General features: G+C 41.0%; 12 protein-coding genes. 8 read left to right on the top strand and 4 right to left on the bottom strand.

The genetic code is table 11. From position 1 onward, the window contains the following. Nucleotides 1-246 precede the first annotated feature (246 nt). From QTN47_RS19775 to QTN47_RS19805, 7 genes are all read left to right on the top strand, one after another. Complete coding sequence (locus tag QTN47_RS19775; protein ID WP_369331146.1) at nt 247-1,239, top strand: lysylphosphatidylglycerol synthase transmembrane domain-containing protein; 993 nt, start codon at nt 247-249, stop codon at nt 1,237-1,239. Next, nucleotides 1,236-1,733, top strand: coding sequence for a D-glycero-beta-D-manno-heptose 1-phosphate adenylyltransferase (gene rfaE2 / locus QTN47_RS19780; RefSeq protein ID WP_369331147.1), 498 nt, complete (start codon nt 1,236-1,238; stop codon nt 1,731-1,733). Before QTN47_RS19775 ends, rfaE2 begins: the two co-directional genes overlap by 4 nt. A 174-nt stretch (nt 1,734-1,907) precedes the next feature. Further along, on the top strand, nt 1,908-3,977 hold the full coding sequence (ppk1, locus tag QTN47_RS19785) for a polyphosphate kinase 1 (RefSeq protein WP_369331148.1): 2,070 nt from the start codon (nt 1,908-1,910) through the stop codon (nt 3,975-3,977). A 198-nt stretch (nt 3,978-4,175) separates the two neighbouring features. Then, a complete protein-coding gene (locus QTN47_RS19790; RefSeq protein ID WP_369331149.1) occupies nt 4,176-5,063 on the top strand; it encodes a Ppx/GppA phosphatase family protein in 888 nt (295 codons plus the stop codon). A 377-nt stretch (nt 5,064-5,440) separates the two neighbouring features. Then, complete coding sequence (gene panB / locus QTN47_RS19795; RefSeq protein ID WP_369331150.1) at nt 5,441-6,256, top strand: 3-methyl-2-oxobutanoate hydroxymethyltransferase; 816 nt, start codon at nt 5,441-5,443, stop codon at nt 6,254-6,256. A 103-nt stretch (nt 6,257-6,359) separates the two neighbouring features. Next, nucleotides 6,360-7,415, top strand: coding sequence for a sensor histidine kinase (locus tag QTN47_RS19800; RefSeq protein WP_369331151.1), 1,056 nt, complete (start codon nt 6,360-6,362; stop codon nt 7,413-7,415). A 103-nt stretch (nt 7,416-7,518) separates the two neighbouring features. Beyond that, nucleotides 7,519-8,211 carry a LytR/AlgR family response regulator transcription factor gene (locus QTN47_RS19805; RefSeq protein WP_369331152.1) on the top strand — a complete coding sequence of 231 codons (693 nt, stop codon included), beginning with the start codon at nt 7,519-7,521 and terminating at the stop codon, nt 8,209-8,211. Between the two features lie 109 nt (nt 8,212-8,320). Here QTN47_RS19805 and QTN47_RS19810 read toward each other — a convergent pair whose 3' ends face one another. The 4 genes from QTN47_RS19810 to QTN47_RS19825 all read right to left on the bottom strand — a co-directional run bounded on the left by QTN47_RS19810 (nt 8,321) and on the right by QTN47_RS19825 (nt 11,372). Further along, nucleotides 8,321-8,884: an NUDIX hydrolase gene (locus QTN47_RS19810; protein ID WP_369331153.1), complete on the bottom strand. Its 564-nt coding sequence runs from the start codon at nt 8,882-8,884 to the stop codon at nt 8,321-8,323. A gap of 174 nt (nt 8,885-9,058) precedes the next feature. Further along, entirely contained in the window at nt 9,059-9,586 is a 528-nt protein-coding gene (locus QTN47_RS19815) for a YfiT family bacillithiol transferase (RefSeq protein WP_369331154.1), read from the bottom strand. A 469-nt stretch (nt 9,587-10,055) separates the two neighbouring features. Next, the gene (locus QTN47_RS19820; RefSeq protein ID WP_369331155.1) at nt 10,056-10,817 is read right to left on the bottom strand and encodes an ABC transporter ATP-binding protein; all 762 of its coding nucleotides are present in this window, start codon (nt 10,815-10,817) and stop codon (nt 10,056-10,058) included. 15 nt (nt 10,818-10,832) lie between these two features. After that, nucleotides 10,833-11,372, bottom strand: a complete 540-nt coding sequence (locus tag QTN47_RS19825; protein WP_369331156.1) for a CAP domain-containing protein — start codon at nt 11,370-11,372, stop codon at nt 10,833-10,835. Nucleotides 11,373-11,991: 619 nt separating this feature from the next. On the opposite strand from QTN47_RS19825, the gene nagB reads away from it, so the two are divergent. Continuing rightward, nucleotides 11,992-13,893: a glucosamine-6-phosphate deaminase gene (gene nagB, locus QTN47_RS19830; protein WP_369331157.1), complete on the top strand. Its 1,902-nt coding sequence runs from the start codon at nt 11,992-11,994 to the stop codon at nt 13,891-13,893. The last annotated feature ends 572 nt before the right edge of the window (nt 13,894-14,465 follow it).

Here is a 14,465-nt window from a genome sequence, read left to right on the forward strand (position 1 = left end):
AGAATTCGTACTTTCTGCATAAATGCTTACTTTACAAAGCAGAGCTTATTGTGTTTCAGACCAATAAATAACATTTATATATAACTGTTATGCTCTGCGAAGCCAATAGTATTTGTATTTTGCGGTACAGAGGGTTTCAGGTGGCACAAAATGTAATATGTTTTCAGAAGGGGCTGGCTTGTATGTGTGCCTGCAATGTTACCCAAATGTCCTTCATGTAACAAAACAATCAACTTCTGCTGTTTAATGAAAAAAATAGTAATTGTATTAGTTAAGTATATTATCAGTTTTGGGTTAGGTGCTTTTTTGGTTTGGTGGTCGCTGAAGGGATTGACGGTTCAGGACAAAGCAGATATAAAAACGGCATTGTTAAGAGCGAGATTCTGGTTGCTCATACCGGTTTTTCTAATCTTACTGACCAGCCATTTGTTCCGTTCCATCCGGTGGAGACAAATGGTTAGATCCATGGGATATGATCCCCCCCTTTTTCATCTTGTTTGTGGTTTGTTCGTCGGTTATCTTGGTAATCAGCTTATTCCAAGAGCAGGAGAAATATTACGCTGTACTGTTGTTGCACGACCCAACAAAATCCCCCCGGAAAAATTGATCGGTACAATCATAGCAGAGCGGGTAATAGATCTGATGTGTCTTGCAATACTTTCCGTAATTGTGTTTTTTGCCGAATATGATGTTATAAAGCAATATGCCAGCGAAATATTTGCGAAGGCAGAAAGCAATGTGGAAAAAGGAGGCTCGTCGCGCTGGATAACAATAGTTATTATTGTAGCAGTTATTGCTTTATGTGTGTATCTTTTAAGGCGGTTCCGTAAAACAAAATGGGGAACAATTCTTAACAGGGTTGCAAAAGGCATGTGGGAAGGGTTGGTTAGTATTGGAAAAGTAAAAAACAAGTTTCTTTTTATACTATATACCGTTCTTATTTGGGGCTGTTATGTAATCTCAACCTGGTTGGGTTGTTTTGCATTGCAGGAGACAGCCGGATTAAGCATTACAACGGGAGTTGCCTTGCTGATCTTTGGAACCGTGGGCATCATTATCGCTCCGGGTGGTCTCGGCGCATATCCCATAGCTATTCAAAAAACATTAACGCTTTATAATATAAATGAGAACATAGGATTGGCTGTGGGCTGGCTTTTATGGCTGGCACAGTTTATTTTTACTATTGTTTTTGGAACCTTGGCATACATCTTTATTACAACTTCAAAGAAGAAGAAATGAAGAACACTTCTTATATATCCCAGAAAATCGTAACAGCAGTTCGGCTGCAGCATCTAATGAAAGGATGGCGCCTCAACGGAAAAACAGTTTCTTTTACCAATGGCTGTTTTGATATTTTACACGAAGGACATATTTTCTCCTTATCGCAGGCGGCAAGCGAGGCTGACTTTCTTGTTGTTGGTGTGAACTCAGATGAGAGTGTAAAGCTGTTGAAAAAAGGCCCGGACAGGCCGGTTAACAATCAGCAGAGCAGATCACTCATATTGGCTTCTTTACTAATGGTTGACGCCGTTGTGATCTTTGACGAAGAAACTCCCCGTGATCTGATTACCGCTATTATGCCAGATGTTATTGTAAAAGGCGGCGATTATACCGTAGAGCAAATTGCAGGAGCAAAAGAAGTAATTGCTAATGGTGGCCGTGTGGTTATTAACCCGATCATTCAGGGATTTTCAACAACGGGATTGATCGAGAAGATCAGGAAACTGGGATGAGATCTGAAAGCTAAAGCCTAAAGCGTAAAGCCTAAAGCTGGCTGTATCGGTTCATTGTGGTTTATTCCGCCGATGATTTCATGCTTCCCTATAAATTAATAAAGATCAAGATAGACAGTACAAGTTTTAGGCTTTGAGCTTTAGGCTCTAAGCTTAGTCCCTCACACCTCACATATGCATAAGAAGAATTTGATAGCAAGGGATATCAGCTGGCTGAGTTTTAATGCCCGCGTTCTGCAGGAAGCAAATGATCCTACCGTTCCGTTAAAATCAAGAATCCGTTTTTTAGGAATACACTCGAATAACCTGGATGAATTTTTCAGAGTACGCGTAGCCACACTTAAACGCATGGTTGAATTGGCAGGCAAGAAAGCCAACATGCATTTTGAAGATAACCCACAGGCAATACTGGATCAAATTCAGACAATTGTTTTACAACAACAAAATGAGTTTAACCGCATCTGGGATGGTATACAGGATGAGATGAAAAAGCAGAAGGTCTTTCTTGTTACTGAAAAGAAATTAACCAAAGAACAGAAAGATTTTGTGCGTACTTTTTTTGATGAAGAAGTGCGTTCAAATATCATTCCCTTGCTTATAGAAAGCTTACCGGCGTTGCCATACCTGCGCGATAAAAGTCTTTACCTGGGTGTTGTAATGCGCAAGGAAGATTCAGCATACGATCAAAAATATGCATTGATTGAGATTCCCTCAAAAACCGTGGGACGCTTTGTGCAACTGCCTTCAAAAACAGACGATAAGCAGATCATTCTGCTGGAAGATGTTGTGAGATATAACCTGCCCTATATCTTCTCCTATTTTGGCTATGATTATTTTGATGCACATGTATTTAAAGTAACGAAGGATGCCGAAATAGACATAGATAATGATGTATCAACCACACTTGTTCAGAAAATCGAGCACGGCCTGAAGAACAGGCGCAAAGGAAAAGCCGTGCGATTTGTATATGACAAAGAAATGGACGCCGGACTGCTGGAATACCTTATCAGGCGTTTAAATCTCTCAAGACGCGATAATATAATACCAGGCGGGCGCATTCATAACTTCCGGCACTTTATGGATTTTCCGGATGTATTTGATAAAAAGACAACCCGACTTTCTCCTATAAGGCATCCAGCGCTAAAGAATTCTTTACGTGTAACAGATGTTATTTTAGAGCAGGATGTAATGCTCCATTTCCCTTACCATTCGTTTGATCCGCTGATTGACCTTTTACGCGAGGCTGCAATGGATCCGGATGTAACTACTATAAAAATCACCGCTTATCGCCTCGCCTCCAATTCAAAGATCATTAATGCACTTGTTAATGCTGTTCGCAATGGCAAGCAGGTAACCGTTATGCTGGAATTACGGGCCCGGTTTGACGAAGAGGCCAACCTTGAGTGGAAAAATGTATTGGAAGATGAAGGCGTAAAAGTATTACTTGGCGTTCCTAACATGAAAGTGCATGCCAAGATATGTGTGATTAAGAAAAGAATCGGCAACAAAACAACACAATACGGCTTTGTAAGCACAGGAAACCTGAACGAGAGCACTGCCCGCGTGTACGCAGATCATTGTCTTTTAACAAGTAACAGGAACATTATGGCGGACGTAAACCGCATCTTCAGCTACCTGGAAAATTACAAAACGGGTGAAAAATTTTTGAAAGCCTGCAAAACGCTGGTGATCTGTCCGACTACTATGAGAAAACAGCTTCTCATGTTGATCAATCGTGAAATAAGAAATGCCAAAGCAAAAAAAGAAGCAAGGATAACCATCAAGCTAAACTCCATTAGCGACACTGATCTGATCTATAAACTTTATGAAGCTGCAGAAGCTGGTGTGGACATACAAATGGTGGTTCGTGGAATTTTTTGCGCTAAAGTGGAAAATAAAAAATACAAAAAGCACATAACAGCGATAAGCATAGTCGATGAATTCCTGGAACACGCAAGGGTATTGATCTTTCACAATAGTGGCAAGGAACGTGTGTTTATATCCTCTGCCGACTGGATGGTGCGGAACCTGGATCATCGTGTTGAAGCAGCGGTGCCAATCGCAAATTCAGAAATTAAAGATGAATTGAAGAGCATTATCGACATTCAACTAAGAGACAATGTAAAAGCGCGTTGGCTGGATAATCATCTGTCAAATGAATATGTTTCATCTGCAGGCAAAAAGAAAACTCGCTCGCAGGTGGATACTTTTCATTTTCTGCAGCAAAAGGCAGTCAAAGTTTAGGAGATTTTAATTTGAGATTTGGAATTTGAAATTGGTCTGGTGCAGACAGGCTGATAAATAATGATCAGGTAGCCGCTTAGTCTCAAATGCGAGAAATCATCCGAATGATTGCAAGCGCACCTTGCATATCAAATTTCAAATCTTAAATCCATACGCTGAACAACGCAATTACTTTAAGTTTGTATAAAATAATTTGATTTGAAACTTGCCGCAATAGATATTGGAAGTAACGCAGCCCGCTTATTAATAGCGGATGTTATTGACGATGGCATAAGCAAACCGCAGTTTGTTAAGATAAATCTTGTAAGGGTTCCCTTAAGACTGGGATTTGATGTGTTTGAGAAGGGTGAAATAAGTAAACCTAAAATCGGGATGATCATTCAGACGATGAAGGCATACAAGCATTTGTTGAATGTATACGGAGTTGAAAGGGTGAAGGCCTGCGCCACCAGTGCCATGCGCGATGCGGTTAACAGCGCGGATATCATTCGCAAGATCAGACTGGAAACAGGAATAGAAATAAGTGTAATAAGCGGAGATGAAGAAGCAACGGTTATTTATGAAAACCATATTGCAGAGAACCTGGATAAAGAGCATGCTTACCTTTATATAGACGTTGGCGGTGGTAGTACCGAACTAACCTTCTTTGCCGAGGGAAAACTGCGGTATAAAGAATCTTTCAATATTGGTACCATCAGGTTGCTTAAAAACCTTGTTACTGAAAAGAACTGGGACGATATGCGCGATAAGCTGAAACAGAACCTGAAAACCAAATTTCCTGTTACAGCCATCGGGTCAGGTGGAAACATCAACAAAATATTCTCACTTAGTAAAAAGAAAGAAGGCAAGCCCCTCTCCTTCGATTTAGTGAAAGATTACTACAAGGAATTTTCAAACTTTACCGTAGAGGAAAGAATGCGGATCTACAAACTGCGCGACGACCGCGCCGACGTTATTGTGCCTGCCCTGCAGATCTATGTAAATGTAATGCGCTGGGCCAATATTGATGAGATCTACGTCCCCAAAATAGGTCTCGCCGATGGCCTTGTACAGCATTTGTATGAAGAAATTAAAAACGGACAGTAAGAAGACCGTAAGACAGTAAGAAAGTAAGACGTGTAAGAGGGGGCGTGGGTCAATAGTCAATGGTCAATAGTGAAAGGTGCATCAGGTCTCCCTTTTTCGAACCATTTTATTGTCTTAAAATCTTACGATCTTATTGTCTTGCGATCTTACACGTCTTACGATCTTACTGTCTCCCGGTCTTACAATCACATGCGTCTTTTACCTCACCCCTCAAGCCTTATGCCTCACGCCAATCATCCCCTGGTTTTAAGCTTTGGGCTTTAGGCTTTGCGCTTACCAGAGTTTTTTTTCTATCTTTGCATCCCTTTCATTGAATATGTTTTATTCTAACGTAGGCACATGTTCAATTTCTTAGTCAATTTAAACCTACGTTTATCATGTCAGTTAACAAAGAGGTTAAGAAAATTACCACCAACACGCTCCAGAAAATGAAAGCTGCCGGAGAGAAGATCTCCATGCTTACCGCTTACGATTTTTCATTTGCTAAAATATTCGATGACGCCGGAGTAGATGTATTGCTGGTGGGCGACAGTGCAAGTAATGTGATGGCCGGCCACGAGACGACTTTACCCATCACGCTGGACCAAATGATCTATCACGCACAATCTGTTATCCGCGGTGTAAACAGAAGTCTTGTTGTAGTGGATCTCCCTTTTGGATCGTATCAGTCGAATCCATCAATCGCATTGGCTTCGGCGATCAGGATCATGAAAGAAACCGGTGCACATGCAGTGAAGCTTGAGGGTGGTATTGAAATTGTTGATTGCATAAAAAGTATTGTTTCTGCCGGCATTCCTGTAATGGGCCATCTTGGCTTAACTCCACAAAGCATTTATAAGTTCGGCACATACAATGTACGCGCAAAAGAAGCTGCGGAAGCGCAGAAATTACGTACTGATGCTCAATTAATTGAGCAGGCCGGATGTTTTGCCATTGTGCTGGAAAAAATCCCTGCCACCCTTGCAAAAGAGGTTTCCGAGAACCTTTCTGTGCCAACGATTGGGATCGGCGCGGGTGGTGATTGTGACGGGCAGGTATTGGTAATGCACGATATGCTGGGTATTAACACAGAGTTTAAACCCCGGTTTTTAAGGCAGTACCTAAATCTCAACGAACAGATTACCAGTGCGGTACAACAATATATTACCGATGTTAAGGCACGCGATTTCCCCAATAGCGAAGAATCTTACTAATTACTAACCGATAAAATATTGCTCTTAATCTAAAAAAAAGAGCCGTTAGCTATAAGTTTAGCAGCTTCACTTTAGATTTACTAAAAGTGCGGATGATTTTATTATGCTACCAACAAAAAAGAAACTTGTTGCAGAAATTGTTATAAACGTAACGGCATGGGCCATCATATTGCTGCTGCCGTTTGTTTTTTTTCAATATAACCGGAGCGAGCCGCCTTTTCAAAGTCAGAGATTTACTAACCAGTACCTTGGGTCGGCAATCTTCCTGCTGATTTTCTTTTACATCAATAAAGGAACATTCATACCAAGGATCCTGGCAACCAAGAAACCGGTGCCGTACATTCTCATTATACTGGCCTGTTTCTTTCTATACCTGACCTTGATGTATAACATTGCATGGTTGTCAGCAGAAACAAGGGAGTTCCTGAAAAGTGAATTTGCTCAAAAAATGAATCTTCGCGGTCCAAAGCTTTTTGCCACTGGACCAATGACGTTGTTCCTTTTGGTGTTTATTATCGGTGCAGGTTCTAAGGTAGTAAATGAGTGGTTCCAGGCAGATGAAATCAGGGAGGAAGTTAGCCGCCAGCAGTTGCAAACAGAATTGTCTCTGCTTAAATCGCAAGTGAACCCACATTTTCTTTTTAATACTTTAAACAGTATTTATTCTTTGTCCGTTAGTAATAGCGACAAAACTCCCGATGCTGTTTTAAAGCTTTCAAAGATAATGCGGTATACGCTGGAGGAATCACAAAATGATAAGGTGATGCTTTCCCAGGAAATTGATTTTATCAACAGCTATATTGATCTTCAAAAAGTAAGGCTGACTGAAAAGTCGAAGATAGTTTTTAATACAGATGGTCCGGTTGACAGGGTTCTGATTGCGCCGCTGTTATTTATACCCTTTATAGAAAATGCTTTCAAGTACGGTATCAGCACACATCTAAGCTCTGCCATTAAGGTTGAGATCTGCGTGAATAATAAGACCATCGCCTTTAATTGTTATAATGATATCATTCCCGGAGCCACTAAACAAAGTGGTACCGGAACTGGCATCAGCAATACAAAAAGAAGACTGGAATTATTGTACCCAGATAAACACACGCTTGAAATTCAAAATACAGCAAATAGCTTTAGCGTAAAACTCATAATTGAGAATTAGTTTAACTTAGAAGTGACCCGCATAAGGATTGGTAAATGAATTAGCATACTACAGCTGAAAGCAGATCCGCAGATGGCTTACAGCTTTTTAAAAATCAGATGACATGAAATGTGTTGTAATTGACGACGAGCCTCTGGCATTGCAACTCGTACAGAATTATATCGGAAAAACAGAAGGTCTTGAGCTGGTAGCAAAATTTACGGATACCGTTGAGGCCGGAGATTTCCTGGAAAAGAATCCTGTTGATCTTCTTTTTCTTGATGTTCAGATGCCTGATGAAAACGGCCTGCAATTTTTTAGCAGATTGGAGAACAAACCGATGGTAATTTTTACTACCGCTTACAGCCAGTTTGCGGTGGAAGGTTTTAATCTTGATGCGATAGACTATCTGCTAAAACCCTTTGACTATGCGCGTTTTGAAAAGGCTGTAAATAAGGCTAAAGATTTTTCATTATACCGCCAGAACAAGGAAAACAGCGAAGGATTTTTGTTTGTAAAATACAATTACCAATGGACTAAAATCTATTACAAGGACATTGAGCTGATTGAGGCCCTTGATGATTACATCAAGATCTACGTTGAACCCAAACCTATTCTTGTCCACATGAGCATGAAAGCCGTAAGTGAAAAGCTTCCGGAAAGTAAGTTTATCAGGGCTCACCGTTCTTACATAGTTCCCGTTGACAAGATCAAAAGCTGGAACAAGAACACAATAAACATCGGCAATAAGGTAATTCCTATCAGCTATACTTACCAGAAACAGGTAACGGAATTATTGCAGAAAAAACTGGATTAGTGTTTTTGTGTTACCGGCACAATAGCATTCCGTAAAAGCACCATGCGGGTCAGCATCAATGATGCATGCGCTTCTTGCATGCCAACCCGCACTGATAACGATTTACCTGCTAAACATACTTTATCTTATCGAGGTACCTTAACGCATAAAAGATCGTACTTAAGTGCATTGATTGAAGGATTCTTTTTTCCTCCGCCAGCTGCATCACTTCTTCAACAGAAGCCAGGAAAACTTCAATTTCTTCATTGTGATCCAGTTGCTGTTCCTGGATAAGTTTTCCTCCTGTTGCTACGAACATATGCATCAGATTGGCATTGGTGGAAGGGTTGGCAGATATTTTACCCAGGTAGTGAACAGTTTCAAAGGAGTAGCCTGTTTCCTCCAGCATTTCGCGTCTTATCGCATCTTCAAGACTTGCATCTGTATTGTCAACGCAACCACCCGGCAATTCAATACACACTTCATTTGCCGCATGTCTGTATTGTTTCTCCAGGATAACTTTTCCGTCTTCTGTCATCGCGAAACAGGTAACCCATTCCGGAAATTCAAACACATAATAATCATTCACAATTTTACCATCCGGCTTTTCACACACATCTTTCCTGACCGTAAACCAAGGCTCGTGACTTAAATATTCTGAAGATATCGTTTTCCATTTTAACTGATCGTCCATGTTAGAATTTGAGATTTGAAATTTGAGATTTGAAATCACCGGCTTCGAGAAGTTCACATTTCTCGCTCTTACTCATATACAGATTCGCACATTCGCACATTTGCATATTTGCACATTCACTCATTCGCACATTCACCCATTTGCAAATTTGCACATTCGCACATTCTCAATTAATTACCACCCTTTCCGCTCTCTCAGTGCAGTAATATGTTTAACATGATGCTTGCCGTGCCATGCATACATGCCAAGCAGCTCCCACAAACTAATATTCTTGTTGAGAGCAGGGTGATGAACTGTCCTCTCCCATTGATCTTCAGTAAGATCTTTTATGCATGCGAACCAGCGCTGATGCAGGCAGTGAAGCAATGTAGTAGATACGTTCACCGGAACGATGGCAGTATCATTCAGCTTTGCCCATTCCTGTTCTTCGTAAGGCTTTATGTTGGGATTGTTTTCCGTAAGCCCCAGTCTGAACCTGATGTAGGCATTCATGTGGCTGTCTGCAATGTGATGCACCAATTGTCTTACAGTCCAGCCGCCTTCCCTGTAAGGCGTATCTAACTGAGGTGCATCAAGATTCAAAATGGCGTGTTCTACATCATCCGGAAGGAATTTTAGTTCCAGCAGCCATTTTTCCTTTTGCTCATGCGAAAAAGGTTCCGGCACAAATTTGCCGATGGGATATTTTAAGTCGTCTGTCATCAAGCTATCAGCTGTCAGCTTTCAGCTTTCAGCTTTCTTATTCAGTCAGCTCTCCTGTTCACTCGCCTTCTTACTATCTTACTATCTTACTGTCTTACTATCTTCTATTCCTCCTTCACGTGTTGGTCTGTTTTACTTCTCTTTCCCATTCATTAGCCATCAGCCTTCAGCTTTCTTATTCAGTCAGCTATCAGCTTTCAGCTTTCTTATTCAGTCAGCTCTCCTGTTCACTCGCCTTCTTACTATCTTACTGTCTTACGGTCTTACACGTCTTACGGTCTTCTATTCCTCCTTCACGTGTTGGTCTGTTTTACTTCTCTTTCCCATTCATTAGCCATCAGCCTTCAGCTTTCTTATTCAGTCAGCTCTCCTGTTCACGCGCCTTCTTACTATCTTACTATCTTACTATCTTACTATCTTACTATCTTACTATCTTACTGTCTTACGGTCTTACACGTCTTACGGTCTTCTACTCTTCCCTCAGGTGCTTCCCCGTCAAATGAATAAACACATCTTCCAAATTAGCCTGTTTTACTTCCTTCGGCCGTTCAAAACCCGTAGCAACAAGATCATCGATCAGTTGATCAGGCGTTGACAATGCGATGATTTTACCGGAATCAATAATCGCTACCCTATCGCACAAAACTTCCGCTTCATCCATGTAGTGAGTGGTTATGATAACGGTGGTGCCTTTGCTTCTTATGTCGCGGATCAGGTCCCACAAATTTCTTCTCGCCTGGGGGTCGAGCCCTGTTGTTGGCTCATCCAGGAAGATAATTTTAGGCTTATTGATAAGTGTTGTTGCTATAGAGAAACGCTGTTTCTGACCGCCGCTGAGTTCTTTGAATTTGTTTTTGGCTTTATCTCTCAGGTTTACGCTATCCAGCAATTGCATCGGGTCAACATGTTCGTTGTATAAGCCTGCAAAAAGATGAATCAGTTCAACAAGATTGAGTCCGGGATAATAGCCTGATGTCTGCAACTGAACGCCGATTATTTTTTTGATTTCGTTGGGTGATATATCAAGATCCAATCCGTCCACTGTTATTTTCCCACTTGCCTTGTCACGCAAGGTTTCTATGATTTCCAATGTGGTGGATTTCCCTGCGCCGTTGGGTCCCAGCAGACCGAAAATCTCCCCTTCTTTAACATCAAAGCTGATACCCTTTACTGCCTCAAAATTTCCGTAATTTTTATAGAGATCCTGAACGGTAATAATCGTTTTTTGCATAACTGCGGCAAATTACTACTTGCGAAGGAATAATTGGGTGAAAAATATTTCCCCACGGTTGCCTTGCGCAACACCAATGCCTGTTAGTGTATAGTTCCCTTCGATATTTTTCTTATGGCCGGGGGAATTTAGCCAACCATCTACCACCTGGCGCGCATTAAGCTTTCCGTGCGCAACATTTTCAGCCGCTGCGGAAATACGCCCTATTTGCCTGGCAACGTTGGTAACCCTTATCTGCATGCCGTCGTGCCCGAAAGCCACCTTGCCAGAGGCCATTCCCGAACTATGTTTGGTTGCTTCGGTTGAAGCTGCCTGCACCATTTTTAAAGGTGTTTTGCCTAATGAAGTTCTATACTGATTGATGTAAGTTAAAATGTCATTATTCATAGTGCTCATGTCCGGTGCACTATTGTCTGATGAGGAACTACCACCCGAAGGTGTTACGGTGACAGAAGATGGGTTGTTGGATTTAGCAGGGTGATGACGCTTGCTGCATGAAAATAACAATACTGAAAAAAAGGCTACGGTAATTACATTAACAAAATATCTCATCATACGTTTCAACGATTTACAAATCATAAGTTCAACTTTTATACCAAAATAGCTGTCAGCTGTCAGCTATCAGCAATCAGCTGCTGTTCCGTTTTTATCAGTCAAATTATCCTCTTGCAACGTACAATCAGGTGAGGTTCTGATTTGAAGTTTGAAATTGTCTCCTTTTACAATTTCGGTGCTGCACCTGAACAAATCAGCGATGATCAAATCAGACATCAGAGATTTCTTTGATGTTTTCAGATGAGGTTCTGACTTGAGGTTTGAAATTGTATCCCTTTTACAATTTCGGTGCTGCACCTGAACAAATCAGCGATGATCAAATCAGACATCAGAGATTTCTTTGATGTTTTCAGATGAGGTTCTGATTTGAGGTTTGAAATTGTATCCCTTTTACAATTTCGGTGCTGCACCTGAACAAATCAGCGATGATCAAATCAGACATCAGAGATTTCTTTGATGTTTTTTAACTACAATCGATTACAATTATCATCAAATTCGTTGATCACAAAAAATGTTAGCTGAATATTATCTTTCACTGTCAAAAATGAAAGCAAACGTTTGAAATACTTTATATTCACCGCTAATTGATATTTTTACGCTCTTATTAAAATAATCACTCATGAAAATGGTCGACTCATTTGAAAAAATTCCTGTCGAGATCTTTTCCAGCCCCAAAGGAGGTTCTGTTTTTGTAGCAAATGAAATTGCAAAACTTATCAGGCAAAAACAACAGGAAGGCAAATCCTGTGTTTTAGGCCTTGCTACCGGTTCTACTCCCATCAACATGTATGCAGAACTGGTAAGGCTTCACAGAGAGGAGGGTTTAAGTTTCAAGAATGTAATCACTTTCAATCTTGATGAATACTACCCTATTGAGAAAGATGCCTTTCAAAGCTATTGGAGCTTTATGCATCGCCACTTGTTCAATCATGTGGATATCGATCCTTCAAACATTCACATTCCAAATGGCGAACTTTCAAGAGAGGATATTAAACAACATTGCCTTGATTACGAACAAATGATAGAAGATGCCGGCGGTATTGATCTTCAGGTTCTGGGCATAGGCAACAACGGACATATTGGTTTTAACGAACCAGGTTCCAGCATATTTTCAAAAACACGCGTTGTTAATCTTGATAACAGCACGCGTATAGCAAATTCAAGAGAATTCATCAACATTACCAAAGTTCCCCGGCTGGCGCTTACTATGGGTATCAGCACCATCATGAAAACAAAACGAGTTTTATTGATGGCATGGGGTAAAGCACAGATTGTTGCTAAATCTGTTGAGGGCAATGTTACAGAACAGGTGCCTGCCAGTATTCTGCAACAGCATGATAACTGCACTTTTGTAATCGACGAATTTGCAGCAGCAGAGCTGACCCGCTTTAAAAGCCCCTGGCTTTCAGGCGAAATTGAATGGACCCCGCAAATGATTAAACGTGCGGTGGTTAACATGGCCCTGAAATTGAACAAACCTGTATTAAGTCTTACAACGGTTGACTATAACGAAAGCGGCCTGGGTGACCTGCTCGTTGAAAAAGGAGATACTTACGAAATTAATCTCCAGGTATTTTATATGCTTCGCGATTCTATTACAGGCTGGCCGGGTGGGAAACCAAACGCGGTTATACCTGCGCATCCTGAACGAAGCGAGCCTTATCCCAAACGCTGCCTGATCTTCTCTCCGCATCCGGATGATGATATTATCAGCATGGGCGGCACTTTCATGCGTCTGCACGACCAGGGACATGAAGTACACGTTGCTTATCAAACCAGTGGAAATATTGCCGTAACTGATGAATTCGTTACACGTTTTCTTGATTTCGCTGTTGGTTTTGAAGGCATGTTTGGAATTGATAACAAGAAGAGCACAGAGATTCTTTCCCAGGCACAGCAATTCCTTTCTTCTAAAAAGAAGAATGATATGGACACACAGGAAATCCGTAGCATTAAAGGATTGATCAGAAGATGTGAAGCAAAAGCTACCTGTAAATATGTTGGTCTGCCTGAAGGAAGATGGCATTTTCAGAACCTGCCTTTCTACGAGACAGGAACCATTGAAAAGAAACCAATGGGTGAAGAAGATGTACAGCTGACCATAAAATTATTGAGAGAGTTAAAACCTCACCAGATCTATTGCGCCGGCGATTTAGCTGATCCGCATGGCACACACAAGGTTTGTCTTGACATCGTATTTGAAAGCCTGAAACGTATAAAAGCCGAAGGTGACGAATGGATCAAAGACTGCTGGGTTTGGTTGTATAAAGGCGCATGGCAGGAATGGGATATTGATGATATCGAAATGGCTATTCCAATGAGCCCTGACCAGGTAATGAAAAAGCGCTTCGGCATTTTCATTCACCAGAGCCAGAAAGACATGGTTCCATTCCAGGGTGCAGATGCCCGCGAGTTCTGGCAGAGAGCTGAAGAGCGTAACGCCAACACAGCAGGCTTGTACGCAGCATTGGGTCTTACTAAATATGCGGCGATGGAAGCATTTAAGAGATGGCATTATTAGCTGTCAGCTATGAGCTATCAGCTGTCAGCTTGAGGCTCAATTTTGATCAGTTTAATTAATGGCAACATATTTAAAAGCCCGGCGAATAAAATCGTCGGGCTTTTTATTTAATAGACGCTATTCAAGTCAAAATTAAAAAGTCAAAATTCAAAAGCTCCATCACTAACAGGTGCATTTAAATATAATCGCTAAAACGAAATGTACCAGTATAAAAAACCAACTGTCCCAAAAAAGTGATGGTTACGTGGCGGACAAACAATTTAGCAGTTTTCTGTAATACAACTTTGCACTCCACTTGTATTAAAACTTGTTAAAATACTTTTTCAACTAACTATATCTATTTTAAACCATTCCCCGCTAAAACACCATGTCCACCCAACTGTCCACCCAACTGTCCACCCAACCAAAAAACATCGCATTGGGCAACATTATATTGCTTTATGTGTTTCCTTGTCTAACTACTCTTTTAGTATGTCCAACAGTATGTCCAACTCCCCAAAAGGCATGCAATTAGCCTTCGCATATTGTTGTTGCAAAGCCTTTAAAGGCTGTTCATATATCATATAAAGCAC

Origin of the sequence: Danxiaibacter flavus (assembly GCF_041060425.1) — a bacterium.
GTDB lineage: Bacteria > Bacteroidota > Bacteroidia > Chitinophagales > Chitinophagaceae > Danxiaibacter > Danxiaibacter flavus.

Bases quoted from the DNA above. Each gene is read 5' to 3' on its own strand.
- nagB (WP_369331157.1), top strand. From the start codon at position 11,992: ATGAAAATGGTCGACTCATTTGAAAAAATTCCTGTCGAGATCTTTTCC.
- rfaE2 (WP_369331147.1), top strand. From the start codon at position 1,236: ATGAAGAACACTTCTTATATATCCCAGAAAATCGTAACAGCAGTTCGG.
- QTN47_RS19800 (WP_369331151.1), top strand. From the start codon at position 6,360: ATGCTACCAACAAAAAAGAAACTTGTTGCAGAAATTGTTATAAACGTA.
- panB (WP_369331150.1), top strand. From the start codon at position 5,441: ATGTCAGTTAACAAAGAGGTTAAGAAAATTACCACCAACACGCTCCAG.
- QTN47_RS19810 (WP_369331153.1), bottom strand. From the start codon at position 8,884: ATGGACGATCAGTTAAAATGGAAAACGATATCTTCAGAATATTTAAGT.
- QTN47_RS19805 (WP_369331152.1), top strand. From the start codon at position 7,519: ATGAAATGTGTTGTAATTGACGACGAGCCTCTGGCATTGCAACTCGTA.
- QTN47_RS19820 (WP_369331155.1), bottom strand. From the start codon at position 10,817: ATGCAAAAAACGATTATTACCGTTCAGGATCTCTATAAAAATTACGGA.
- QTN47_RS19815 (WP_369331154.1), bottom strand. From the start codon at position 9,586: ATGACAGACGACTTAAAATATCCCATCGGCAAATTTGTGCCGGAACCT.
- ppk1 (WP_369331148.1), top strand. From the start codon at position 1,908: ATGCATAAGAAGAATTTGATAGCAAGGGATATCAGCTGGCTGAGTTTT.
- QTN47_RS19825 (WP_369331156.1), bottom strand. From the start codon at position 11,372: ATGATGAGATATTTTGTTAATGTAATTACCGTAGCCTTTTTTTCAGTA.
- QTN47_RS19775 (WP_369331146.1), top strand. From the start codon at position 247: ATGAAAAAAATAGTAATTGTATTAGTTAAGTATATTATCAGTTTTGGG.